Annotated in this window: 25 protein-coding genes; 16 read left to right on the plus strand and 9 right to left on the minus strand. The window is 44.2% G+C overall.

Annotated elements, in window-relative coordinates; all coding sequences use genetic code 11:
* The first annotated feature begins 23 nt into the window (after positions 1-23).
* From IID12_00575 to IID12_00590, 4 genes are read left to right on the plus strand one after another with little or no spacing between them, the layout of a single operon-like run.
* Entirely contained in the window at positions 24-716 is a 693-nt protein-coding gene (locus IID12_00575; protein ID MCH8287585.1) for a YIP1 family protein, read from the plus strand.
* The gene (locus IID12_00580; GenBank protein ID MCH8287586.1) at positions 713-1,159 is read left to right on the plus strand and encodes a DUF2752 domain-containing protein; all 447 of its coding nucleotides are present in this window, start codon (positions 713-715) and stop codon (positions 1,157-1,159) included. The genes IID12_00575 and IID12_00580 overlap by 4 nt, the downstream gene beginning before the upstream one ends.
* Positions 1,150-2,394: a ribonuclease H-like domain-containing protein gene (locus tag IID12_00585; GenBank protein MCH8287587.1), complete on the plus strand. Its 1,245-nt coding sequence runs from the start codon at positions 1,150-1,152 to the stop codon at positions 2,392-2,394. Before IID12_00580 ends, IID12_00585 begins: the two co-directional genes overlap by 10 nt.
* A gap of 10 nt (positions 2,395-2,404) precedes the next feature.
* On the plus strand, positions 2,405-3,127 hold the full coding sequence (locus IID12_00590; protein MCH8287588.1) for a 1-acyl-sn-glycerol-3-phosphate acyltransferase: 723 nt from the start codon (positions 2,405-2,407) through the stop codon (positions 3,125-3,127).
* Between the two features lie 31 nt (positions 3,128-3,158).
* Here the strand turns inward: IID12_00590 and IID12_00595 are convergent, their stop codons facing one another.
* Entirely contained in the window at positions 3,159-3,374 is a 216-nt protein-coding gene (locus tag IID12_00595) for a hypothetical protein (protein ID MCH8287589.1), read from the minus strand.
* Between the two features lie 242 nt (positions 3,375-3,616).
* Between IID12_00595 and IID12_00600 the strand changes: the two genes are divergently transcribed.
* Together IID12_00600 and IID12_00605 are read left to right on the plus strand one after the other, a co-directional pair.
* Positions 3,617-3,754 (plus strand): hypothetical protein, encoded by a 138-nt coding sequence (locus IID12_00600; protein MCH8287590.1) that lies wholly within the window; start codon positions 3,617-3,619, stop codon positions 3,752-3,754.
* Between the two features lie 120 nt (positions 3,755-3,874).
* Entirely contained in the window at positions 3,875-4,372 is a 498-nt protein-coding gene (locus IID12_00605) for a hypothetical protein (protein ID MCH8287591.1), read from the plus strand.
* Between the two features lies 1 nt (position 4,373).
* On the opposite strand, the gene IID12_00610 is transcribed toward IID12_00605, so the two are convergent.
* Positions 4,374-5,075, minus strand: coding sequence for an SDR family oxidoreductase (locus tag IID12_00610; protein MCH8287592.1), 702 nt, complete (start codon positions 5,073-5,075; stop codon positions 4,374-4,376).
* Between the two features lie 168 nt (positions 5,076-5,243).
* On the opposite strand from IID12_00610, the gene IID12_00615 reads away from it, so the two are divergent.
* From IID12_00615 to IID12_00660, 10 genes are all read left to right on the plus strand, one after another.
* Entirely contained in the window at positions 5,244-6,287 is a 1,044-nt protein-coding gene (locus IID12_00615) for an LD-carboxypeptidase (protein MCH8287593.1), read from the plus strand.
* A 411-nt stretch (positions 6,288-6,698) separates the two neighbouring features.
* Entirely contained in the window at positions 6,699-7,172 is a 474-nt protein-coding gene (locus IID12_00620) for a superoxide dismutase family protein (GenBank protein ID MCH8287594.1), read from the plus strand.
* 155 nt (positions 7,173-7,327) lie between these two features.
* Positions 7,328-10,000 (plus strand): pyruvate dehydrogenase (acetyl-transferring), homodimeric type, encoded by a 2,673-nt coding sequence (gene aceE / locus IID12_00625; protein ID MCH8287595.1) that lies wholly within the window; start codon positions 7,328-7,330, stop codon positions 9,998-10,000.
* A gap of 63 nt (positions 10,001-10,063) precedes the next feature.
* Positions 10,064-10,996, plus strand: coding sequence for a cysteine synthase family protein (locus tag IID12_00630; protein ID MCH8287596.1), 933 nt, complete (start codon positions 10,064-10,066; stop codon positions 10,994-10,996).
* Between the two features lie 30 nt (positions 10,997-11,026).
* Complete coding sequence (locus tag IID12_00635; protein MCH8287597.1) at positions 11,027-11,458, plus strand: M67 family metallopeptidase; 432 nt, start codon at positions 11,027-11,029, stop codon at positions 11,456-11,458.
* Between the two features lie 5 nt (positions 11,459-11,463).
* Positions 11,464-12,891, plus strand: a complete 1,428-nt coding sequence (moeB, locus tag IID12_00640; GenBank protein ID MCH8287598.1) for a molybdopterin-synthase adenylyltransferase MoeB — start codon at positions 11,464-11,466, stop codon at positions 12,889-12,891.
* A 367-nt stretch (positions 12,892-13,258) separates the two neighbouring features.
* Complete coding sequence (locus IID12_00645; GenBank protein MCH8287599.1) at positions 13,259-14,581, plus strand: MFS transporter; 1,323 nt, start codon at positions 13,259-13,261, stop codon at positions 14,579-14,581.
* Positions 14,582-14,713: 132 nt separating this feature from the next.
* Complete coding sequence (locus tag IID12_00650) at positions 14,714-17,536, plus strand: hypothetical protein (GenBank protein ID MCH8287600.1); 2,823 nt, start codon at positions 14,714-14,716, stop codon at positions 17,534-17,536.
* Positions 17,537-17,551: 15 nt separating this feature from the next.
* A complete protein-coding gene (locus tag IID12_00655) occupies positions 17,552-17,995 on the plus strand; it encodes a cyclic nucleotide-binding domain-containing protein (GenBank protein MCH8287601.1) in 444 nt (147 codons plus the stop codon).
* Positions 17,996-18,115: 120 nt separating this feature from the next.
* On the plus strand, positions 18,116-18,598 hold the full coding sequence (locus IID12_00660; protein ID MCH8287602.1) for a response regulator: 483 nt from the start codon (positions 18,116-18,118) through the stop codon (positions 18,596-18,598).
* A 14-nt stretch (positions 18,599-18,612) separates the two neighbouring features.
* On the opposite strand, the gene IID12_00665 is transcribed toward IID12_00660, so the two are convergent.
* From IID12_00665 to IID12_00695, 7 genes are all read right to left on the minus strand, one after another.
* Entirely contained in the window at positions 18,613-19,842 is a 1,230-nt protein-coding gene (locus IID12_00665; GenBank protein MCH8287603.1) for a metallophosphoesterase, read from the minus strand.
* Positions 19,843-19,935: 93 nt separating this feature from the next.
* On the minus strand, positions 19,936-20,544 hold the full coding sequence (locus IID12_00670; GenBank protein ID MCH8287604.1) for a hypothetical protein: 609 nt from the start codon (positions 20,542-20,544) through the stop codon (positions 19,936-19,938).
* 144 nt (positions 20,545-20,688) lie between these two features.
* On the minus strand, positions 20,689-22,173 hold the full coding sequence (locus tag IID12_00675; GenBank protein ID MCH8287605.1) for a response regulator: 1,485 nt from the start codon (positions 22,171-22,173) through the stop codon (positions 20,689-20,691).
* A 148-nt stretch (positions 22,174-22,321) separates the two neighbouring features.
* The gene (locus IID12_00680) at positions 22,322-23,590 is read right to left on the minus strand and encodes a tetratricopeptide repeat protein (GenBank protein MCH8287606.1); all 1,269 of its coding nucleotides are present in this window, start codon (positions 23,588-23,590) and stop codon (positions 22,322-22,324) included.
* Between the two features lie 63 nt (positions 23,591-23,653).
* Positions 23,654-24,256 carry a hypothetical protein gene (locus IID12_00685; GenBank protein ID MCH8287607.1) on the minus strand — a complete coding sequence of 201 codons (603 nt, stop codon included), beginning with the start codon at positions 24,254-24,256 and terminating at the stop codon, positions 23,654-23,656.
* 303 nt (positions 24,257-24,559) lie between these two features.
* Entirely contained in the window at positions 24,560-25,939 is a 1,380-nt protein-coding gene (locus IID12_00690) for a sigma-54-dependent Fis family transcriptional regulator (protein MCH8287608.1), read from the minus strand.
* A 107-nt stretch (positions 25,940-26,046) separates the two neighbouring features.
* A partial coding sequence (locus IID12_00695) for a SpoIIE family protein phosphatase (protein MCH8287609.1) occupies positions 26,047-26,297 on the minus strand: 251 nt, incomplete at its 5' end.

A 26,297-nucleotide genomic window follows, 5' to 3' on the forward strand; every position in this document is an offset into this window, starting at 1 on the left:
AAAAGATAAGGTGTAGCAGAGTCATGGAATATAAATGCGGGAATTGCGGTGCGGATATAACGGACGTCGACTCGGGTAAGTGTCCGAAATGCGGCAGTGAATTCGAAATTCCTATGGACCCGATTCCATGGGAAGATCGGGATAAACTCGGCATAGTCGGCGCTTATACGGCTACGCTCCTGCTCTCGTTATCAAAACCCAATCAATTCTTCAAAAGAATGCCGGTCTCCGGGGGGTTCGCTAATCCTTTGATATACGCCCTTATATGCGGATTAATCGGAACCTGGTTTAATTTCTTATGGCAGATATTATTCGTATCCATGGGAATAATGGAGCCGGACCCACAATCTCCCGACTCGACACTCGGGTTCAGCCTTCTGTTGGCAATCCTTTCTCCTGTGATCATTCCGGTGGGGTTATTATTGGGAACCGGAGCAATTCATATAGCGCTCAATCTGTTAGGCGTGCTGCGAAATAATTTTGAAGCCACCTTCAGAGTTGTGTGTTACAGCAGCGGCGCTACCGTATTGGGGATAATACCTATCATCGGGAGTCTGGCGGGGGGTTTTCTGTCCATAGCTCTGGAGACGATGGGTCTAAGGGAAATATATCAAATCAGCACAGGTAAAGCGTTTGCAGCGATAATGATTCCGTTCCTGTTCCTTTGCGGCGTGCTCTTCTTTGCGATCGTATTATCGTCCGCGCCGGGAGGTTGATTATCCATACAAACCTTCTGACGAATCAGGATTTAAGGGAGTTCTCAAAATCAAGCGCGAAGAGACTCGGGTATTTTTTCTCCGCATCGGCGCTGATGATTCTTGCCGTCACGAAAACGATTTTCCCGTTGCTCGAAGGAATGAATTTGTGCCCTCTACGGAGCTATACCGGAATCCCATGTCTCTCATGCGGAGCGACACGGAGTGCGGTCTTGATCGGAGAATTTGAATTGTTCGAGGCTTTGAAAATGAACCCGTTATTTACGTTATTGGTCATTGCCGGAGTTCTCTGGGGTCTGTTTTCACTGCTGATGACTCTCTTGAATATCGATGGAAAATTTGAGAGACCCGGATTATCGAGAGAAAAATCCCGGTTAATCATCCTGTCTTTGTTGGTGTCGAACTGGATTTATCTGATAATGAGATCGGGCTCATGGACATAAGGGACAGATTAGAATTCAGCTATAAAGAACGGCAGAGCAGGGCGGGCGATTCAAACAGAAACGCTCGGAGGAACGCCGAAAAAGAAAACCAGCCAAGAGAAAATGACATCTCGAAGTATGTGACGGGTTCTTACGTGCCGACGAGCAGCGGAGAGATTTTTTTGGCCAGACACACATATGATATCGATCATCTTCACGGAGATTATGTAGTCGGAAGCATAGAGGAATTAAAAGGTAAGAATCTGAAGATTCTTTCTCCGACAGGCAGTGAAATCGGTTTCGACCACCGCAAAGTTTTGTTCCTTGATACGGAGACTACAGGGCTTGCGGGAGGCTCGGGGACTGCTGCTTTCCTCATAGGATTAGGATACTTTCTCGAAAATAAATTCATCGTGGAGCAGTTATTCATGAGGGATTACGACGAGGAAGCCCCGATGCTCAATCTGCTTGCCGAAAAAGCGAGAGAATTTGATCAGATTGTAACGTTTAACGGCAGAAGTTTTGATCTCCCTCTATTAGAGACCCGCATGATATTGAACAGGATCGAACCCGCCCTGAGCTGTCTGAGGGATATTGATCTTCTCCATCCGGCGCGGAGAATATGGGGATTGAGTCTGAGCGACTGCCGGCTCGGAACTCTCGAGGAGGAGATACTCGGCTTTGAAAGAACAGAAGACGACATTCCCGGTTCGCTGATCCCCGGATTATACTTTGATTATATCCGCTTCGGCAACGTCGATCCCCTTTATAAAGTATTTTATCATAACGAGAAAGACGTTCTGTCGATGATAGGTATTCTTCATAAGGAATTCAGCTACCTTTCAAACCCTCTGAACGAAAAATCCGCTAAACCGCTCGATTTATATAACATGGGTAAATATTTCGAGCAAATGAGAGATTGGACGACGGCTCTCGCATGCATTCAGAAAGCGTCGCCCGGTCTGAACGAAAGCTACAGGAGGGATTCGCTCATACGGTTGTCGATGATCCACAAAAAAGAAGAGAGGTGGGAAGAAGCGGTAGGGATCTGGAAAGACCTTGTACATGAAAATAACAGATTTCATCTTCTGCCGTATGTTGAACTGGCGAAGTATTATGAACATAGAGAAAAGAAGCTTGAAACGGCTCTCGACTTCGCAAAAGATGCATTAAATAATCTTTCGAAAAGGAGAGTAACGGAGATCGAGCATGTGAAACACCGTATAGCAAGATTAGAGAGAAGACTGGGATATTGACGGAATATAATTGAAATCTATCGTCTCCATAATTATGTGGGTTTGGGGATTAACTCTCCTATTGTTAATGCTGATCATAATCAATTTACTTATGTTCATTCCCGGAAAGAGTTACGACCCAATTTCCAAATGGATGGCGCGAAACGTGCTTAAGCTCATGGGTATAAAGATCAACGTGAAGTACTCGGGAGAGTTCGACAGCAAGGGCACTTATCTCTATATGTCGAATCACGTTAATATGCTCGATCCTCTTCTGCTGTACGGACATCTTCCTAATTTCGTTCGCGCCATCGAACTTACCGATCATTTCAGCTGGCCTATCTACGGCTGGACACTTCGGAGGATGGGTCATATCCCTATCGACAGTCAGAACGCAAGCAGCGCGATGAAGAGCTTGCGCAGAGCCGCGGAACTGCTTCAAAAGGGTATCTCTATAATCATACTGCCGGAGGGTCAAAGAACTCGTGACGGCAAATTGAGCAGCTTTAAAAGAGGTTCATTCATACTGGCGAAGGAGGGCGGCAGGGATATTATTCCTGTGGCGATATCAGGCGGCTGGGAAATAACCCATCGCGGTTCGTGGTTGATATCACCGGGTAAAATGACGCTCCGTATCGGTGAACCGATACGGGAACATTCATTTAGAGACTTAAGTACCGGTGAATTACGCGATATGTGTAAAAAAAGGGTAGAAGAACTGCTCGATGAAAATAATGAGACTGTGCGCGATTGACAGGGCTTAACACACTCGGAAAATGCACGGATTAGTCTATGCTTAGCGTAATTATTTTCCCGAATTTCTCAGCCGAGAGCTTCTTGAACGTCTCTCTCATAACATCATCGGTCTTTATCAGCTCCCATTGTTCCTGAGAGATCAGCTGCTTACCGTCTATAGGGGCACAGCCGAACTCACAGTTCTCAGGATGCGGGCATACAACCAGATAAGCCCTGTTGTGGATGGCGTCTGCTACTGACGACATTCTGCAACTCTCATTTATGCTCTTACCTTTTCGTTTAATCTCCGACGCATCATGATACTAACTGTTAGCTGAAAGAATATCAATGCTGAATTGAAAAATCAGTAATTCGGTCGACTTATAGAAGCGCAAGACGTGTAAGCACTGATATTCACTGGCACGGAAAGGCGCAGGCAGTTCTTGACTTATCCCCTGTAGTTTAATACCTTTACCGAGTTTCTATGCTATAATTTTAGGAGGTCATAATGGACAGCTATGTAATATACCTGATATGGGCGATAATAATAACTTCACTCGGGATTTACTGGCACACGCTGAAGATCAGCCAGAACGTCCGGAAAATAGTTGAGCATCTCACATCGAAAGGTAATGACGGAAGTTGAATATCTTCAGAATTTAACCTGAAGATGAACCTAAACAATTTACCAGGCTCCGGGGATAATTCTGAAAATTATTACGCTCTTGAAGTAGGTGAAATTGAGATATAGACCAGGTGGTGAGGGATGGACGATAAAATAAGTTTACTGATGAACACTCATGTCGAGCTGCAGGACCAGGTCAGATTCGGCGACACCAAGGCTACGGCAATAATCACTTTTAAGCTTGTCATGTTAGCGTTTCTACGAACTCAGGTTGGAGGCATCAATGATGCCTACAAAGCGGGGGATTTTATCGTAACAAGTTTATTTTCCATATTCATGATAACATTCATGATCTCAACCATCTACGTATTGAAGGTCATAATTCCGAGGTTTAAGCATCACTCGGTCAAGAAATCGAGCATTTATTTCTCTGAAATAGCGAGTATGGAAAAGAGTGAATACGTTGATTTCATCAGTAATCAATCCGCCGAAGAACTGGCGAGGGACTTCGCAGAACAGATACATACGTTGTCGAAAATCACTGTCGTAAAATACGGGAACATACAAAAAAGCGTGTTCTACTTCGGAATATCCAACATCTGCTTCTGGATCGCAATTCTCAGGGCGAGCCTGGTTTAATTTACCAATCTATTATCTTTCGATTTTTGTAGAACATCCCTGACGGCTTACCTGCGGGTCGTGTGGATAGCCAGACGACGGTGTCCGCACCCTCTTCAGGGGTAGACGGGGCGTTAGAACCGCCCATATCGGTTTTTACCCAGCCCGGATCCACCGCATTTATCTGGATATCATAACCGGAAGTCTCCTGCGCGAGAACTCTTGTAACAGCATTTAAAGCTGTCTTTGAAACTCTGTATGCGAGATATCCACTCCCCATATCCGAGAGCTGTCCCATTCCGCTCGAGAGGTTTATTATCCTTCCGTAATTGTTTTCGATCATCGTAGGAATCAGTTTTTGGGATAATCTAAGAACACCGTAAACGTTCGTTTCGATAGTTTCTCGCACTTCTTCCAAACCGACGGAAAGTGCGGGGCTTATCTCGTCGGGCAGAATTGCGGCGTTATTGACGAGAACGTGCAGTTGTCCGAATTCAGCAAATACTTTTTCGCTGAATTTATCTATGCTTTCCGTTGAAATGACGTCCAATAGGTAAAATTCTACGTCCAACCCTTCATCCTGTAAATTCCGAGCCGATCTGTTTCCCTTCTCCGGGTCACGCGCGGTCAAAAGTACCTTGAATCCTTTTTTCGCAAGGTCTCTGCAAATTTGAAACCCGATCCCTCTATTCCCCCCTGTTACCGCCGCTATTTTTTTATCCATCCGATTCTCGTTTATTTATGGTCATAGTTCATGAAGTTCCGCCGAATATAAATACTATTGAGCAGATATCCCAATCGAAGTAAGTTAAATGACTTGACCCCAATTTGAATACAGGCGTAACTTAGAAGTGAATATGAACTTCGTATGTATCAATATTATGTGGGACTGATGGGAGTAGATCGTCGGAATTTTATAAGGCTGATCGGATTCGGTTCGGCGGCGTTTTATTTACCCGTCAATCTGCGACCGCAGACATCAGTCAATGCTCTGATCAAACCGCCACGGCTCCGGAAAGGCGACAGCGTGGGAGTGGTAAATCCCGCCGGTCCTACATTCCACAAAAATGATTTGAAGGAAGTGGAAAAGAGGCTCTCGAGGCTGGGTCTCAACGTCGTATTCGGCAAGCATGTGCTCAGCCAATACGGTTACCTCGCTGGAACCGACGAAGAAAGAGCATCCGACTTTAACGATATGTTGAACGATCAGTCGGTTAAAGCCGTCATTGCTACACGGGGAGGATGGGGAAGTAACAGGATACTGCCGCTGATAGATTATGAAGCAATTCGCCGGCATCCGAAAATTGTAATGGGTTTCAGTGACATAACCTCTCTTCTTCTTGCAATCTACGTAAAAACCGGTATGATAACCTTCTACGGTCCCGTCGGCACATCGAAATGGGGCAGGTTTACGACCGGATGGGTGAAGAAAATTCTCTTCGAGGGAGAACAACCGACGATGAGTAACCCTATGACAAAACTTGACGGCAGGCCGAGTGACGTTCACCGGATCAAGACCATAACGTCCGGAACGGCTGAGGGCAGGCTCGTGGGCGGTAACCTCTCCGTTATCAGCTCTATGCTCGGAACCGGGTACCTCCCTGATTGGAGGGGAAAGCTGCTTTTCTTTGAGGAGGTAGACGAAAAAATCTACCGGATAGACCGGATGCTAACCCAGCTTAAACTGTCCGGAGTTCTTGACAGGGTATCGGGTATCATTATCGGCAAGTGTGTAAATTGCAAGATTTCCAAGACTACTCTCTCAATGACTCTTGAAGAGATTTTTGACGATCACCTGAAACCGCTCGGGATACCGGTATATTCGGGAGCGATGATAGGTCACATTGACCGTATTTTCATTCTCCCTATCGGAGTTAAAGCAAGGATGAACGCGGACAAAGGGACAATAGAGCTTCTTGAGCGTTCGGTTACTTGAAGCCTGCGCTCTATACTCAGCAGAATAACGCAGTCCCCGCCAGCGGCTGGAACTGCGCCACCTCGAAATCTGTCATTCTGAGGAGTCCCGAAGCTTCGGGACTCAGAATGACAGCGAGTGCGAGTCAGGATTTACTCACTCGCATATACGGGAGGGTTTCTCCGAAGGTCACGGAGGACTCCCTTGGAGAGTGTCTTCGACACAAACCCTCCCCTACATTTATCTGTAAGGCAGTGTCGCCGCAATCTTGAATCTGACGTACCGGATGCATATCTTTATACTATCGAATAGAGGTAATCGTTTGAGTTACCGGAAAGGGGAATTTTACAGATGATAAGTTATTTGATTGAGAGATATAGATTATTTTTAATTATCGGGATCGTCTTTATTACAGGATGCGCAAAATCTGATATGACTTACACAGGCGGAGAGCCTGTAAACAAGGGTGTGGCTCTGCTGCAGGCTACGGAAGGGAATGCTGTTCATGGCTCCATCCGGTTCAGCAAGGTCGAAAACGGAATAAGGGTCGAAGGGCATTTGGAGGGAGTACCGCCGGGTATGCACGGCTTTCACATACATCAGTTCGGCGATTGCACTTCCGGAGACGGAAAATCGGCGGGTGGACATTTCAACCCGACGAACACTGCTCACGGCGCTCCTTCGGATGAAATCCGCCATGTCGGCGACTTGGGGAACATCAGTGCCAACTCGGACGGAGTTGCCCACTTCGACTTTGTAGATACAAGAATATCATTATCAGGGGAAGCAAATATTCTCGGCAGGGGCGTGATTCTCCATGAAGTGGCTGACGATTTGACTTCACAGCCTACGGGAGCGGCAGGTTCCCGGTTAGCATGCGGAGTGATAGGCATAGCTAACGATTAGAGCAATATTCGTTTCGATGATCCCGGGTTGAGTTAGGTTCAGCCCACCTCTAATAACTCGAATCAAAGATGATTGACCTTTAAGTAAAGCTGAAAGAGTGATATTTTTTCAACCTGCGAATGATCAATAAACTGTGGTAGTTAAAAGGAAAAATAATGAAGGATAAGGTTTTAACCGATATCGACAGTCAGGAAACTGAAGAATGGTTAGAAGCGTTTGATGATATATTAGATAAGCACGGGAGGGAGAGAGGGGCTTTTCTTCTTCACGAGCTCCATCAGAGAAGTAAAATCCGGGGCGTCAGATTCCCGTTTTCGTTAAATACTCCTTATGTTAATACGATACCGAAGGAAGAAGAACCGGAATATCCGGGAGATCGAAAAATCGAGAGGCGTATCAAGAGCCTCGTACGCTGGAACGCAATGGCTATGGTAGTCAGGGCGAACAAGAGATTTCCGGGAATAGGCGGGCATATTTCTACGTATGCCTCTGCCGCAACTTTGTATCAGATAGGCTTCAATCACTTTTTCCGTGGCAAAGATCATAAGGGAGGGGGAGACCAAATTTACTTTCAGGGACACGCTTCGCCCGGGATTTACGCGAGAGCGTATCTCGAATATAGATTAGAAAAACACGATCTTCATAATTTTAGAGGTGAGCTGCGGGAAGGGGGAGGGCTGCCTTCATATCCTCATCCCCGTCTGATGCCGGACTTCTGGGAATTCCCCACCGTTTCGATGGGTCTTTCCGCAATAACGGGTATATATCAGGCAAGGTTCAATAAATATCTTCAAAACAGGAAGATCAAGGACACATCGGAGCAAAATGTCTGGGTATTTCTGGGGGACGGCGAAACGGATGAGCCCGAATCGCTTGGAGCGCTTACACTTGCGTCAAGGGAGAAACTCGACAACCTGATTTTCGTCATAAATTGCAACCTTCAGCGATTAGACGGTCCGGTGCGCGGTAACGGAAAGATAATTCAGGAGCTCGAAACCGTTTTCCGCGGCGCCGGCTGGAACGTGATAAAGGTAATCTGGGGCGGGGATTGGGACGCGCTGCTCGAAAAAGACACAAACGGGCTTTTGCAAAATCGGATGGAATCTGCTGTTGACGGGGATTACCAGAAGTACTCCGTCGAACCGGGCTCTTACATAAGAAAGGAGTTTTTCGGCACTGACCCTGAACTCCTCAAAATGGTCGAACATCTCTCCGATGAAGAACTCTGGAAACTGAGAAGGGGCGGACATGATCCCGCAAAAGTATATGCTGCGTATAAATCCGCGTATGAAAATGAAGGATCTCCGACTGTAGTGCTGGCGAAAAGTATAAAAGGGTACGGCTTAGGCGAAGCCGGTGAGGGAAGAAACGTAACTCACCAGCAAAAAAAGTTGAACGAGGAGGAATTGAAAAGTTTCAGAGATCGGTTCGATATCCCGATAACGAATGAAGAACTGCTCGAAACTCCGTTTTACAGACCGGAAAAGGGGAGCGTCGAGTATGAGTACCTGATTGATAGGCGAAGTAAGCTCGGCGGCGCAGTTCCGAGACGAATTGATTCTAAGGTAAAACTTGTTGCTCCTTCGCTGGATGACTACAAGGAATTTCTCTCAGGAACAGAACGTGAGGTCTCCACGACTATGGTTTTTATGAAGATGTTCGCGCAGCTGCTTTCAGACAAGCAAATAGGAAAGAACATCGTTCCAATCGTTCCAGATGAAGCCCGCACTTTCGGGATGGAATCTCTATTCAGAAAAGTCGGGATTTATTCGAGCGTCGGGCAGGTTTACAAGCCTGTCGATTCGGAGATGCTGTTGTACTACCGGGAGGAAAAAGAGGGACAGATACTCGAGGAGGGAATAACCGAAGCGGGTTCAATGTCCTCTTTCATCGCAGCGGGTACGTCTCGATTTTCGCATGGTGTGCCGATGATACCGTTCTATATCTATTACTCCATGTTCGGGTTTCAGCGTATCGGGGACCTGGCATGGGCATTCAGCGACATGATGGGAAACGGATTCCTCATTGGGGGAACGGCAGGCAGAACAACACTCGCGGGAGAGGGGCTTCAGCATCAGGACGGGCAGAGCCATTCGTACGCGCAGACGATTCCGAACGTCAAAGCATACGATCCCGCTTTTGCTTACGAGATTGCGGTGATAGTTTTGCGTGGAATTAAGGAAATGTACAGCGATTTAGAGGACAGCTTTTATTATATCACGCTCGGAAATGAAAATTACTCTATGCCCTCAATGCCCGATGGAGCGGAAAGCGGAATTTGCAAAGGCATTTACAAATTGCGCGAGGCTGAAACCGGTGAAGCCGCCGCCCAACTTTTCGGGAGCGGTGCGATATTAAACGAAGCGCTGAAGGCGCAGGAGATTCTGTCTGAAAAATATGGAATAGCCGTAAATGTATGGAGCGTCACGAGCTATAGTGAGGTGTACAGGGATGCAGTGAAAACCGAACGCTGGAACATACTGCACCCTGAAGAACCGAGAATTCCGTATGTTAGTAAGCTTCTCCAAAATGAGAAGGGACCCGTGATCGCAGCTTCGGATTATTTAAAAAGCCTGTCCAATTCGTTGGGGCCATGGATAAAAAACGGTATCACATCACTCGGGACAGACGGCTGGGGAAGAAGCGACACGAGGGATAAACTGCGAGAGTACTTTGAAGTAAACGCCGAATTTATCGCTTACACGGTATTAAGCCGTTTAGCGCTGACAGGTGATTATGACAAAGAAGCGCTTAGAAAAGCCTCTAAGGAGTTGATTTCCGACAAGGATAAACCGGACCCCACAAAGACGGATATGTCACGTACTTGACAATCATGAAATCTGAAGAACTATCAGAAGATGCCGCTCACTGAGAGAAATAACCGTACGAATATGAATACCTTCGAATCAGTGCCCGAAGATTTTTTTGATAAGTATCCCGCATTAAAACTCATCGGCAATACTCCTATGGTAGAATTGGATCTGTTCAAGGAAGAATATCCCGGCGTAAAGATCAGCGGGAAGGCGGAGTTCTTAAATCCCGGGGGATCGGTAAAAGACAGACCGGTACTGATGATGCTTGCCAAAGCGCTGATTTCCGGAGAGTTGAAGCCGGGACAGACTATACTCGACAGTTCGTCCGGGAATGCCGGAATATCCTATTCGATGATAGGCGCTGTACTCGGATTAAATGTTGAGATAGTTGTACCGGGCAACGCCAGCCGGGAACGGATAGAGAGGATAAGGGCGCACGGAGCTAAAATTATCAGTACCGACCCCCTCGAAGGATATGACGAAGCGCTGCGCGAAGCACACCGGCTGCACGAAAAAAATCCGGATAAATATATCCTGATCGATCAATACGCAAACGAATACAATTGGAAGGCGCATTATTACGGAACAGCGGGTGAAATTCTCAATCAGGTAGAGGGAAGAATAACTCATTTTGTTGCGGGAGTCGGTACCGGCGGCACTATAACCGGCATCGGAAGACGGCTGAAAGAGTCCGATCCGAACGTGAAAGTTGTGCTGGTAAATGCCGAAACGTTTCCGGGCATCGAGGGATTAAAACCGTTGGATGATCCGGGTTCGATTATCCCGGAGATATACGATTCGGGAATTGTGGATCAAAAAATTGACGTCTCGGCGGAAGACGCCAAACGAACTTGCGCAAAGCTCGCAAAGCGAGGTCTTTTCCTGGGACAATCATCAGGAGCTTATCTGTACGCTTGCGGTGAAATCGCAAAAGAGATCGGGGAAGGGAATATTGTGACACTGTTACCCGACATCGGTGAAAGATATTTTAGCGCTGGTCTATGGAGTTGACCTTAGAGAGATTCAGACGGGTTTGATAAGATGAACAAGATACAGTTAGAAAACGATACTTTCAGCCGGATGGAAAAACACGCTTCCTCTTCATTTCCGGAGGAGTGCTGCGGATTTATGTTCGGCAGCGCCGGAGATGAGAAGACGATTGTGGAAGATATAAGCATTGTCAAAAACAGGCATCCGGATTTTAAGGCAAGACGTTATTTGATCTCGCCGGAGGATTTCATGGAAGCGGAAAAATTTGCGGATGATAAAGGACTCAGTCTCACGGGTGTCTATCATTCCCACCCGAATCATCCGGCAACGCCGTCGGAGACGGATAGAGAAGCCGCACTGCCCGGTTTTACTTATATAATTTTTTCGGTGAACAACGGCAATACGACCGACGTCACTGCGTGGGAGCTTGCCGAGGACAGAAGTGAATTTAAAGCAGTAGAGATAGTGAATAGAGAGGAGTAATAGTTTTGAACGTAAATATCAGAATACCTTCCCCATTACGGAGGTATACGAATAATCAATCGACTCTGTCGTTAAGCATAGAGGAATTATCTGTTTCTGCGGCGCTGAAGGCGCTTGTGAAAGAGTACGCAGATTTAGGTCGGCATCTCTATGATGACGACGGAGCGCTCAGAAGTTTTGTGAATATCTACCTGAACAATGAGGACGTTCGTTTCGGAGATGGTCTTGACAGCAAACTAAATGAAGGTGATGAAATTTCGATAATTCCGGCGATTGCAGGCGGAACCGCCGTTACGCTCGATAACTGGGAAATTATGAGATACAGCAGGCACCTGATTATGCCTGAGGTAAATATCGAGGGTCAACAAAAGTTGAAGGCTTCGTCGGTATTGCTCATCGGCGCCGGAGGACTCGGATGCCCCGCCGCTCTTTATCTGGCTGCCGCCGGAGTCGGAAGGATCGGAATAGTCGATTATGACGTCGTCGATGAATCGAACCTGCAAAGACAGGTATTATACGGGTCTTCGGACGTTGGAAAGCCAAAGTTGGAAGCAGCTGAAAAGAGATTGAAAGACCTGAATCCGAGATTGGAGGTTGATAGTTATATAGAGAGGTTCTCATCCGAAAACGCAAGGAGTCTGATCTCAAAATATGATGTGGTCGTGGACGGTACGGATAATTTCCCAACAAGATACCTTGTAAACGATGCGTGTGTCTTAGAAGGAAAACCAAACGTTTACGGCAGCATATTCCGTTTCGACGGTCAAGTTTCCGTTTTCAATTTCGAGGGCGGACCCTGTTACAGATGCCTGTATTCCGAACCGCCGCCACCCGGGCTTGTGCCATCATGCGCCGAAGGGGGCGTGTTAGGGGTATTACCGGGAATAGTGGGAACCATGCAGGCGACCGAGGCTATCAAACTGATTGTCGGAATTGGGGAGAGCCTCTCCGGAAAGCTTCTGCTGATAGACGCTCTGAACATGGATTTCCGAAAACTTAACATAAAAAAGAATCCCGAGTGTAAGGTTTGCAGCGAAAATCCGGAACTGACCGAACTGATCGATTATGATGATTTTTGCGGAGTGGAACCTGAAATTGAAGCGGAAGCAGGAGAAATTCGCCAGATAACTCCTGTTGAATTAAAGGAAAAGTTGGACAGCGGTGATGATCTTCTCCTACTCGACATCCGCGAGGAGGTAGAAACAAGGATATGTCAGATTGAGGGCAGCGTTCATATCCCGATGCAGGAGATACCTTCCAGACTCTCTGAATTGGATATGCACAGGGACCTTGTGATATATTGCAAATCCGGCGAGCGCTCTTTCGCTGTTGCGAGTTTCCTTAAGAAATCCGGATTCAGCAGAGTAGCCAACCTTTACGGCGGAACTCTTGCATGGTCGGAAACCGTTGACCCGTCTATGCCCAAGTATTAGTTAAACGCGAAATTCGGTGTTGTCTCAGAATTACCGGAATCGATCTATAATTTCGCCGTTCTTGAGTGGGGAAAGTTATACTACTATGAATTGTATACCGAATAGCGTAAGTTATATCAAATAATTTAACTAAAGTGAGATTAAAGCGAACAAGTCATCTCACTTGCCATTTTAATAAAAACATAATCGGAACAATTGTCGTATGAATCAGATACCTTCCGGTTCCAGGCTCGGTTAATTGGGACTCAATAGAAAACGAAGGGGCAAAGATGAATTGTGTTCGAGTTGAATTTTTTGTTAATCGACTGACTCTTTTCACTTTTTAAAAAACTATCAGCGGGGATAGCTGATAAGAGAGCGGCGCACTATGATAAATCCGTTTAAAATGGTTATGGACATAAAGAAAGAAGAGTTACCGCTCTCTTTAATAATGTTCAGTTACTTTTTCCTCGTCATTTCGACTTTCTGGATATTAAAACCGTTAAAAAAGTCTCTATTCATCACATTTTACGACCAGACGGGTGTGGATATCTTACAATGGCACCTCAGAGGTTCGCAAGCCGAGTTGATTGCGAAGACACTGAACATGGTAGTTGCGTTTCTTGCTGTGGTTGTTTTTACATGGCTTGCAACCAGATATCGCAGACAGAAATTGACATATATTTTTTCAGCGTTTTTTATTGTCTCGTATATCATGTACGGGATGATAATAGAGAATGCCGGCGATATCATAATCTGGTCTTTTTACCTTTTTGGAGATCTCTTCAGTACGCTCATGGTTGCGACGTTTTTTGCATTTATGAACGATAGTGTGTCACCCGACTCTGCAAAAAGATTATACGGGTTTGTGGGTTTCGGTGGTGTTCTCGGCGGTGTGTTCGGCAGTACGTTCGTAAGGGTATGGGTTGATTATATCAGTATCACGAACTGGTTGTGGATCTGTGTTGTAATCGCATTGATGATCATCGTCCTTGCCGGATTCGCGGGTAGATACGTCGACAGAAATCCGCGTCCGGTTATTGAGGCGAAAGAGGAACCGACTGAAAAGAAGGATAAAGCCGAAAATCCGGCGATTGAGGGCGCTAAATTGGTTTTCAGGTCAAAATATCTATTGGCAATTGCGGGAATAGTCGGGCTTTATGAAATCGTATCTACCCTGATGGACTTCCAGTTTACCTCCACTATTGAACATTATCTGGATGGACCGGACATAAGAAGACAGTTTACCATGATGTTCAACATTACTAATATTGTCTCCATGTTCGTTCAATTGTTTCTCACAAGTTTCATTATGACCCGATTCGGATTGACTGCCGCACTGTTGTTCTTACCAGCTGCAATACTCATCGGCTCATCGGCTTTTATCGCAATTCCCGTTCTCTGGGTCGGCAGCTTCCTCAACACCGCCGATAACGGGTTTAGCTACTCTATAAATCAATCGGCAAAAGAAACTCTGTACGTCCCAACCACGAGGGATGAGAAATATAAGGCAAAAGCTTTTATCGACATGTTTATCCAAAGGTTTGCAAAAGCCGTTGCGGTCGTTCTGAGTCTTGGGATAACGCTACTGTTTAAGGACTATTCAAGTGTCAGATGGCTCTCGTTAGCAACGCTTATTGCGGTAATCATCTGGATATTTATCATTAAATATGTAGGCAGGAGATTCAACGAGCTTGCCGGTTCTGATTAGGGTTAGCAAAGACGTCTTGCATTTTGAAATTAATGAAAATTAATTTTCCTACTTGATATATCCATACTACAGAACACTGCTCTGACGATTATGCGTAGTTGTACATTAAGATGATGGACTGAAGGAACGGGATTGAAGCTCAGAATTATAAAACAAATAAGAAGGATATTCAGCCTGAAGGAAGGTGAAGGTGCGAGAACCGCGCTGATGTTCTCATTTATCTTTTTACTCGTGACGTCGCTGCTAATAGTCAAGCCGGTACGTAACTCACTCTTCCTGGTAAACGTAGGGATTTCGAAACTGCCTTATGCTTTTATTCTTGTGGCAGTTTTTTCGGCGATAGTGGTAACGCTCTTTTCAAAATATTCGACAAAGTTTCATGTAGGAAAATTGTTAAGAGCGGTATTAGACCTGTCAATCCTGAGCCTGCTCGCATTCTGGGCGCTCTTTTATTTCGGGGTAGAGAGCGTCTGGATCATATATATATTTTATATCTGGGTCTCTATATTCGGGGTAATCACGACGATGCAATTCTGGCTCTTGTCCAATTACATCTTCACATCACGGGAGGCTAAACGCCTGTTTGGATTGGTAGGAGCCGGCGGGATTTCCGGAGGCATATTCGGCGGGTATCTCACAAACTTTATCGCTCCGAGGTTAGGTACCGAGAACCTGATACTGCTCAGCGCAGTATTTCTTTTTTTATGTATTTTTATCGGAAGATATGCCTGGGTGAATTACGGGAAAAAGAACTATGCTGAACGCCACCTCGTAAAGACCAGGACCAAGACGCAGTCTATACCTGAAAGAACCATATCCGTCATATTCAAATCCAAGTATTTGACTTTACTGATGGGTATAGTCGGAGTAAGCGTTTTGGTCGCAAATCTTGCCGATTACCAATTTAACTTAATTGCGTCTGAAACGATTCAAGATGAAGACAAACTGACCGCTTTCTTCGGATTCTGGCTCTCGAATTTAAGTATTTTATCTCTCCTGATTCAGCTATTCATTACCGGGAGAATGATTAATTATTTCGGTGTCGGCATATCATTACTTCTCCTGCCTATTGGAATTTTAATAGGCGCGGGAGCGATAATAATTAATCCGGGAATTTACTCCGCCCTATTGATCAAAGTGAACGACGGAGCATTAAAACAATCGATAAACAAAGCAGCGAGAGAGCTGTTGTCCTTGCCGATAGCAGCCGAAGTAAAAAACAGAGTAAAAGCCTTCATAGACGTATTCGTTGATAATTTTGCTACAGGAGTCAGCGGCATTTTATTACTTATCGCAACACTTGTCTTTGTTATTTCTGTTCAACAGATTAGTTGGATAATAATATTTTTTATTCTCATCTGGCTCTATATGATATATAAAATCAAGAGCGAATATGTAAATTCCTTCAGAATGGCAATCGAGAAGCGATTCATAAATTTTGAGGAGGAGCCGTATAATCTGAACGACGCTTCAATTCTCAATAGTCTCTATAAAGCTCTCGAAGGGGACAATGAAAGGCAGATTTTGTACGTGCTTAGTCTTATTGAAAATGTTAAATCGGATGGATTAATTCCACGTCTAAAGAAGTTGCTACAGCACAAGTCCGCTGAGGTTAAAAGCAAGGCGCTGAAATTGATTAGCGAATTTGACAGAAAAGAATTTTACGAATTGGTTCTACCGTTGGTAGAGGATCCGGATATGGAAGTAAAAACAAATGCGATAATTTACCTTTACGACAAATCCGAAAATCCCAACGATTTTATCAGTGAATATCTACAAAAAGAAGACCTGAAAATTAAAATTGCCACGATGATGTGTGTTGCTGAGGATTGCTGCACTAATTCTGAATTGCGTAAAAGTATGGATATCGAAGAAATCTATAAATCGGTGTTTGCGAAAGAGTCTATGAAACTGTTAGAGCCGGATAAGGTAACATTGCTGAAGATCAACGCAGCAAACTTTATTGGAACGTCATTATCTGCAAAATTATATAATAAGCTGATCGATCTCTTTGAAGATGATTCCATCGACGTAAAAAAATCGGCGGTGATCAACATGGGAAAGACCGCATCGATAGATTTTTTGGAATTCTTAATAGAAAATCTTAACAACAGCGATCTAAAAGTTCACGTTCGGGACGCGATAACGCGAATAGGTGAGGATGCTATCGGGTTGTTGTCGGAAAAATTGAAGGATGAAAAAGTAGATTATTTGATCAGGAAGGCAATCCCCGACGTTTTAGCGCGAATATATTCGGATTCCCAAACCAACGCCTTGTTGGAACAATTACCGACGAGTGAACTCGGGTTGAGATTCGAGATGATAAAATCTCTTAACAAGCTCAAAACGAAATTTCCCGCAATGAGGATCGATAACTCGATCATCCAAAAAACGATTGCTCTTGAAGTCAACTATTACTACAAGTTATCATCAATACTCTCGGTAGAAAAAAAGGCTTTGAACTCGATGACTGAAAACCGAGATGAAGAGGCTCTCATGAAAGCGAGGCGGCTTCTTATAATCTCCATAGAAGATAAATTTAATAATATATTAGAAAGGATATTCAGACTGCTCGGGCTTTTGTACCTGTCGTCGGATATGTATAACGCCTACCTCGGAATCGCGAGCAGAAATAAAAATATAAAAGCAGACGCCATAGAATTTCTTGATAATTCACTTAGCCGTAAATTGAAATCCACCATTATCCCCATAATTGAGACTGACACTCCTGATTCTCTCGCAGAAAAAGCCATGATCTTATTCGAAATATCGTTCGAAAACGAAGAACAATGCATTTATGAATTGATGGAGGATGATAGTAATTGGCTTAAGGCATGTTCGATCTATCTTGCTAATGCGTTGAACGGCGGCAAGTATACCGAGAAATTTGAGAGTTTCGTCAATGATCCCGATGCGATCGTGCGTGAGACCGCGGAACATGCTCTGATGAATTAAAGAGGAATTAGAGAGATGCTGTCAATAATAGAAAAAGTAATATTCCTGCAAGACGTAGAAATTTTCGAGCATGTCTCCACAGAGGGTTTAAGCCAGATAGCAAATATTACAGAAGAAGTTGGAGTCGAAGCGGACGGGGTGATTTATAAAGAAGGCGATTTTTCAGACTCCATGTATCTTCTGATTGGCGGAAAAGTCAAGCTTCACCGTGGAGAATCTATTGTCCTCATCGCATCTTTAAATGACGCTTTCGGCGCATGGTCGCTATTTAACGACGAACCGAGGCTGGTGTCGGCGACGGCGCTCGAGAAGAGCGATCTTCTGAAAATTCAGAAAGAAGATATGATCGACATACTCGCCGATAACGTCCGCATTACTGAAGGCATATTAAAAGCAATGGCGAAACAACTTCAGAGTATCGTAAGCAAAGTCAGCGGAAAACCGGAAAATTCTAACTAAATAGGTTAATTCGGAACCTTTCAGATAATTGGTTGTGGTTGACCTGCGTTATCTATATCTTATCGTTTGCTCGGTCATCAAATGTGAATCACAGGAATATATTGATAAGGAAAAGAGCGATTGAATAATTCGGAGTGGACTCCAAAGATAGTTATTGTGGACGATGAGGAATTAGTTCTTACAAGCCTAAGTTCGTTTTTATCTCTGGAAACCGAGTATGAAGTTACCACGTTCACCTCTGCCGAGGAAGCCTTGAAGCATTTGGAAAATAGCGACGTTGATTTGGTGATGTCGGACTTCCTTATGCCGGAGATGGACGGAATTTCCTTCCTTTCGGAAGTAAGAAAATTAAAACCTGAGATCCCCCGGATAATTCTCACAGGATATGCCGATAAGGAAAACGCTATCAAAGCCATAAATGAAGTAGGATTATTCCAGTACTTGGAAAAACCTTGGGACAATGATAATATGCTCATAGTCTTGAGAAACGGACTCGAAAAACAGCGCCTGATAAAGGAGCTGCGCAAAAAGATCAGTGAAGTGGAGCAAGCGAACTCTGAGTTGGACGGCTTACAAAATGAAATCGTGAAGGCTTTTATTTAAGGTAGCGCCGCACACTACTTAATAACGATTTCGTCTATTATTTCAGCTCCCCGCTTTTCGTCAGTATGTACCTTTTTTACCTGAATAAAAATTTTATCGTCTCTCAATTCAACGATACAGTAATTATACGATTCGAATCGCGATATCACCTCGACGGAGTGACCCTGTGACCGAAATCTGGATGCGATATTTTCTACCTCTTCCAGACTTGTCAGTTCTCTGAGAGGCGTGCCTCCACCCCCGGTTATGACGATATTCATTTGTTTATCGTTACCGTTGTGGACATAACTCAGTAAGCTGTGTTCATAATAATGTTCATGCCCCGCAAAAATCAATTCAACTTCTTCATTTTTGAGCAAGGTTAAGAGTTCTTCCCGCCATCTGTATGTTTCAGAGTCCGTTCCGTCCATATCCCAGGCATCCGAGTGGTGACCGAAGCTGAAGGGTGGATGATGCATTACTATTATCTTGAACTTTCCGGCTGCATCGGTCAGTTGTCTCTCGAGCCAGGATTTTTTTGAATTCTTCTCCGATGATACATAATACTCTCTGAAAAGCGAGTCCCTCACAGCATGGGAACCCAAATTATTGTCCTTGTCGTGTAAAATACTCGTATCGAGAAAGATAAGCACAGCATTAGGTAACTGTTTTACGTAAAAACGAGCGCCGGGGAATACCGCATCATAATTATGAGCGCCGTAAGTTTTATTGTTAGCCTGGTCGTGATTTCCGGGAACCGGATAGAAGGGAAGTGTATTTAATAACGGAATTTCGATTTTTGTCTCACGGAGGAATCTGTCCCAATGGAGCGGATGTTTTCCGTTCTGGACGATGTCCCCGGTATGTGCCACAAAATCAATATTCTGTGTTATTGCCTCATTGTAAATTTCTCTTAATACTAATCTACGCTCGGGATTGCCGTAATCAGGTATGTAACGGATATAATTTATCGTACCCCAAAATCCGTTGACTAATAACGCGGGCAGATGAACGGGAAGGCTCCAGGTCTTCCAGTTGCTTTCTTCTATGACTTTTTCGTATAAGCGCCAACCGGGGCGATTATCTCCGTAAACTATAAATTTGGTGTTACTCCCGAGAGTGGAATCGGATGAAAATTTTCTTAATTCATATAAGGACGGGTCAATCTTTTCAGTGACCAAACCCTCATGGGAACAGGAGCTCAGCAAAATAATCGCAGCCGTTAGAGTTAAAGCGAAGCTGAATTTTAATTGAGCACGTTTCATATTTAACTCTCTCGGGACATAAACTGTACAGCATGAATATTTGCGGGATAATTTAATTAAAGGAGCAGTTACTTGCTAAGACTATTCTATGGCTTATTTCGTAACTTTATAAATATTCTGGTATTCTTTAAATCCGCTAATTTTAGTAGGCCAGGGTCCTTTAATTTGCTCTACCTCGGCGTAGGATAAAGATTTCCCCGACTTCTCATACTCTTCTTTGACCTTTTCGACAAACGCAAAATTCATCATAATTTCCTGACTCTCCGCTAAGGAAGCGAGGCGGGCTGTAAGGTCAATGTCTTTGCCGTATATATCTATGGAATCGGGTACGAAAGTTATGTCATATGCTTCCGAGCAAAACGTGGCGCCTATCTTAACCTCTTTGAGGTTGGGCTCGTCGCTCGATATTATATTCCAAAGAGCATGGAACAGCGTAATGGGAGTTTCATCTTCCATTTTTCCTTCCGGGATAAAGAACATAAGCGCATCGCCCAGACTCTTGATAGGATTGAATTTCATGAAGAGATTTCCCATAATGTTCGCGAATGTGTTGTAGATAAAAACAATCCATTTGGACAGATCGATATCCTTTAGCTCGGTTGAGCCCGCGATGTCTATGATGAAGCAATAGCCTCTCATCGGTTTAAGTTGAAGAACTTTCTGGGGCAGGTCTTTGTCGTATGGATTTATAAACAGGCTCATAATCAGATACTGTTAAATTAACCTATGACAGATTAAAAAGAAAGATATTGTCTACTGTGAACGCAAGAGGATTTACGAAAAATCAGAAACAATCCGCTGGTTTTAAAATGGAAATCAGTCGCTTGAATTCAGACGTGAGATGTTTCAGAGAGAGGTTTCTGAGGACCTTTCAATTTTCAGCTTCTTGGCGTCCGTGATCAATTTGTACAGATCATCTTCGGAAAACGGTTTTTGGAGTGTGAAGTCAACTCCGTTTTCCCGAATTTTTTCCGCATCTAAGTTCAATGCCCACCCTGTCAGGAGAACTACGGAGACTGCGCTGTTCATTTTTTTTATTCGTTCGGCTACCTCCCAACCGCTCATCTCGGGCATACCGAGGTCTGTTATGACAACGTCAAAGTTTGATTTATTAAAGAGTTCAAGCCCGTTTACCGTTGAAGAGCTGGTTGTTACAACATGACCTTGATCCTCAAGCAGCTCCTTCAGCATATCAAGAATATATTCTTCATCATCTATGATAAGTATTCTGCTTTTCTCTTCATGCTCGTATTTATCTATTTCGTCTCCTTTCTCTGTTGCCGCCGCAGCGCGTAATGTGATTGCAATGGTTGAGCCTTTACCTATTTTACTCGTTGTTTCCAGGTTTCCTTTGTGCCGTTTGATAACGCCGTACACTTCACTCATGCCGAGACCGGTTCCCTTGACCCCTTTGGTTGAAAAGAACGGGTCATAAATTCTTTCTATGGTATCATCCGTCATACCGATACCGGTGTCCTTAAAAGTAATTACGATTTTATCCCCATCCTCGTGAGCGCTGATGGTGAGTACGCCTCCTTCAGGCATTGCGTCCACGGCATTGAAGATCAAATTCGTAAAGGCACCTTTAAGGTCCGAAGGGTCTCCGAGTGCGTGCAATCCATAATCCATTTCGACTACAGGTTCGATGATGACACCCTGCATTTCTGCGTTCTCTCTCCATTTCGGTCTCGTCAGAGCCAAGACTTCTTCGATTATCTCTTTTATGTCTATGGAAACGAACTGCTCATCAGTCCGTAAACGGGCAAAGTCCTGCATCCTTTTGACGGTGGCGGCGCCGTCGTGTGCGGCGGTTTCGATCATATCGAGGTTTTTAAGAATTCCGGCATCCTCTGTCTGCCTTTTAATCAATTGAACCCTGCCCAGCACTCCCGTAAGGACGTTGTTAAAGTCATGTGCTACTCCTGAACTAATTTGTCCCAACGCTGCCAATTTTTTTGCCTGAGCGTACTTCTCTTCTATTTCTCTCGATTTCGTCAAATTCTTGCTCATAAGGACAAATCCATCGAGATCGCCGTTTTCATTTACGATGGGATACGCTCTCTCCTCAAAGTATTCTTCGAACCGGTCATCAAAAGTTTCGATAGGGATTATCGTATCGCTTTCGAGCGAAGGCAAGAGCGGGCAGTCAGCACACTTTTCGTCCTTGCCGCGAAAACTGCTGTAGCAGTGTGAGCCGACTAAACTTTTACCCTGTCCCAGAACAATATCCGCAGGTTTATTCGAATATATGATATTAAAATCCTTATCACACAAAGCAATAAACTCTGTGATATTGTCGAAAATAGTCTTTAGGTATTCCTCCACTCCCATGTCTCCTAAAGTAACTCCAACGAGCGATAAATTCAGCTCAATATTTTCTGTTAGATAAACTTTCGGGCTGAAGATTATTCCGGTTCTTCAGCCCGAAAGATATTTTTAAGCGCTACAAATAAGTAAATGAAGCCCCTTTACAACCACGTTAAGCAGTATAGGCTGCTAACATCTCCTTTGCTTCAGTCACTTTCACATCCGCGTTGATCTTTTTGAAACATGCGATAGCGGATTCTGCGCTTTCCCTTGCCTTATCGGTTTCTCCGCCTTTCACTCCGTAAAGCTTGGCAATTTCAACCATCGTTTCACCGAGGTTCAGCGGATTATCGTATTCTTCGTTTATCCGTTTGCTATTCTTGAGATACGAAAGTGCGGTGTCATATCTCCTATTCTCGCGATTTATTATGCCGAATACCTTATAAACTTCGGCAACGCTGAGACGGTCTCCCAGCTCTGAGAATATTCTGAAAGCGGTTGTCGCCAATGCAGTACTGGCAGCCCAATCGCCTGTTTTGCAGTAAAGCTCAGCCTCTCCAAGATAAGACAACCCTTTCTTATAAGGGTCTTCCGCACTAATGGAGAACTTAATGCTTTTCTGGAACTGTTCCAGAGCCTTCTCATACTCACCGCGTGCCTTATATATGATCGCTATATTAAGGTACAGGTAAGCTCTTTCAGCATCGTCTCGTTTTCTACCTATCAACGATAAGGACTCTTTATAACAATTCATTGCCTTATCCCAGATCCCTTGCATGCTGTAAACATTCCCGAGATTATAGTTGATTTTAGCTTTGATAGCAGTCGACAAATCGTCTGCTTTGGTTCTACTGGCTATACTCTTTGCCTCGCGCAAAAGCTTCTCACCCTTGACTATTTCACCTTGTCTAACCAGGGTTGAACCCATAGAGCTCTTTACATTTGCCATTCCGTTTTTATCACCCGATTCGGTGAATAGGTCGAGACCCTTTTTATAATGCCTGAGCGTAGTTACCCAGTTGTTCCTATAAAAAGAGATGTCTCCAAGTCGCTGATGTGACTTAGCCAGAAGAAGCTCTGTCGCAAATTTCTTCAGTTTAGTTACAACCATATGCAGAAGCCGTTGTGCCTTCTCCATTTCGCTAAAACCGATGGAAATCTCCGCCACTTCGAATAAGAACTCGACATATTCTTCTTCCGTCAAGTATTCAACAGCGTTCAGAACAATCGTATCGAAATCTATCACTCTGAAGATCTCTTGTTTCTCCGCGGAAATCAAGGCTTCAGGCGGCAGCTTTCGCCAGTTGTTCTTCAGCAGTCTTTCCCTTTCAGTCCTGAGCGATCTCATCTTGTTGGCAAAAGATCTTCCACAACGATTATTTGCCAATCCAGAGATTTTCTCGAGGAATGCCTGAAGGGTTTTTCCAATTTTAGTTTCCATGTCAGTCCCTCAAATTAATGTTTTTATTGATTAACCAATTCATTTTGAATAATCCCTGCAATATCATAAGGACCATCCATACTGCGTGAAATGGTCAACTTGAACTGATACGGTCATGTCTGCTTCGTTTAGGACCGGATCCTGTGCCTCCACCCAAAGTCCGGTTGAACTGTCATACCAATATACTTTGAGTAAATTCGGATCGCCGGAGAATTCAAGTACGTCGTAAGAGAGTGTCAACGTGACGTTAAGCAGAAAGTTCATATTCGGTAAGAATTCTACTACCGGGATGCACTCTCCCTTAGAGTCAACGCACAGAACTTCGACCGATATCCAAGTATCCTCGCTTAAAGCTCTACGCGGTATGTCAACTTTATTCCCATACGTTTTGCCACCTCCTACAGTGCCGCCACGGTTTGCTCGAATCTTTTTTCGCTCGTAAGGTCTTTGAGCTTTTTTGTTCAGCACCTGAAGTTGACTTACTAATTCAGGTTTCCAGGAGACCAGATTTAACTGGTCAAATGGTACGCCCTGTTGTTCAGCAACTGCAATCTGGTTACTGTGTTCCTCTCCGGGTGCTGTGAGCATTTCGCCACTGCAACCCAGGAGGAATAACGCTCCTATAACCATAAGACTGATTATAGGAATCAGTTTCTTCCTTTTCATGGTATCACCCTATTTGTTTAGTGTTAGTCCAACATCCTTCTAAAACCTTAAATTAGAAATACGGCGCAAACAAGTTATGAACATCAAAGGCACAACATGTGCCAGATATCACATTTTCTAAAGTAATAACTATCTAAAGATGGGTCCCCACACGTAATATAGCTTTATTTTAAGCCAAAAGCACTAAAAAAATAAGATTTTATTTAAATTAAATCAGAGAGATAAGCGCAGATGTCGTACGCAAAATTAGGTTTAAATGAATTATATTAGGTTTATTTCAACCGGTTGATATAGCCCGGATGCTTACTTCAGGTTATGTTTTTTCATCCGGTATTTTATTTTTTCCCGTGAAATACCCAGCATTTGCGCTGCTCGAGTCTGATTTCCTTTTGCAGATTCGAGAGCTTTTTGTATAAAGGATTTTTCAATCTCGTCAAGCGATATTCCTTCTTCGGATATCTCGGTTTGCTGAGCCGTAAGCTGTGTAACAGTTTTGGCTGCTTCGGGATTTACCGCTGCATATATTATTCTAATGCTTTCAGTCGAGATATACTCTCCTTTTTCAAATAAAACTGCTCTTTCGATAACGTTCTTTAGCTCTCTGACGTTCCCGGGCCAGGAATATCTCATCATCAGACTTTTCACTTCAGGCAGCAACCCCCGGATATTTCTTTTGAACTCAGCATTGTAAACGCCGACGAAATGCTCTGCGAGCAGAATAATATCCTCATCTCTATCTCGAAGAGGAGGGAGCTCGACCATTGCAACGTTAAGTCTGTAATACAGATCCTGGCGGAATCTATCTTCAGAGACCAGCTTTTCAAGGTCACGGGATGTTGCGCTTATGATGCGAGTGTCGACAGATATTTGTTTGGTTCCCCCCACTCTTCGAAATACCTGTTCCTCTATTACTTTGAGAACTTTAGACTGTAAGCCTAAATTCATATCTCCGATTTCATCGAGGAAGAACGATCCCTCGTGAGATAATTCTACAAGCCCCTTTTTCCGTTCCTTAGCGTCGGTATATGCTCCTGCCTCATGTCCGAAGAGTTCCGCCTCCAACAGTGTTTCCTGAAAAGCGGAGCAGTTTACTTCTATAAAGGGATTTTTAGAGCGATCACTGTTGTTATGGATAGCCCGCGCTACAAGTTCCTTTCCGGTTCCCGTTTCTCCCCGTATGAGGACGGTCGTTTTAGGGGAGTCCGCAACCTGACGGACAAATCTGAAAACGTTTTTTATCGCCTCGCTGGTACCGATAATCTCTCCAAAGCCAAGTCTTGTCTGTTCCTCTTTATGCAGATAAGCCAGATGTTCATCCATTTTTCCGGCGGATTCCGCCTTATGCACAATGATAGAAATTTCTTCCATGTCAAACGGTTTTTTTATATAGTCACGAGCTCCGAGTTTTATAGCTTTGACGGCTGAGGAAATATCGGCATGACCTGTAATAATCACTACCTGTATGGATTGTGACTCGTTTTTGACTTTTTCAAGTAGATTAAGCCCGTCGATACCGGGCAACCGGAGATCGATCAGCATTAGGTCGGGAACTTCGTTGCTTATCCGGGAAAGAGCATCCTCACCGCTCGAGAAGGTTTCAACCTCATGTCCTTCCATTTGAAGGAATTCCTGAAGATTCGCACGTATGACGCTATCGTCGTCGACTACAAATATCGAAGCCATTTTTTATTATCCGGTTTTTATTCTGTTTGGTTGATAAGTATAATTGTTATGTGGTTCAAATGCAACAGCAAGATATCGGTTTATTGGTTGTTTTGCTTTGTATGAGGTCAGGTAGTGCGTTTTACGATAAGGAGAGTAACGTCATCATCGAAATGCTCATCACCTGAAAACTCTTTTAAAGAATCGAGTATGTTCTCAATAATTTCCTTGCTCTCATGTTCGAGATTATTCAAGAGAAGCTCGGTAAGATTTTTTTCAGCAAACTCGTTCTCCTTACTGTCAAAAGTTTCTGTTACTCCGTCGGAGTACAAGACAAGAAGATCACCCGCATCGAGATCAACTGTTTCTTCACTATATT

This window comes from Candidatus Neomarinimicrobiota bacterium (assembly GCA_022567655.1).
Taxonomy (GTDB): domain Bacteria; phylum Fidelibacterota; class SORT01; order SORT01; family SORT01; genus JADFGO01.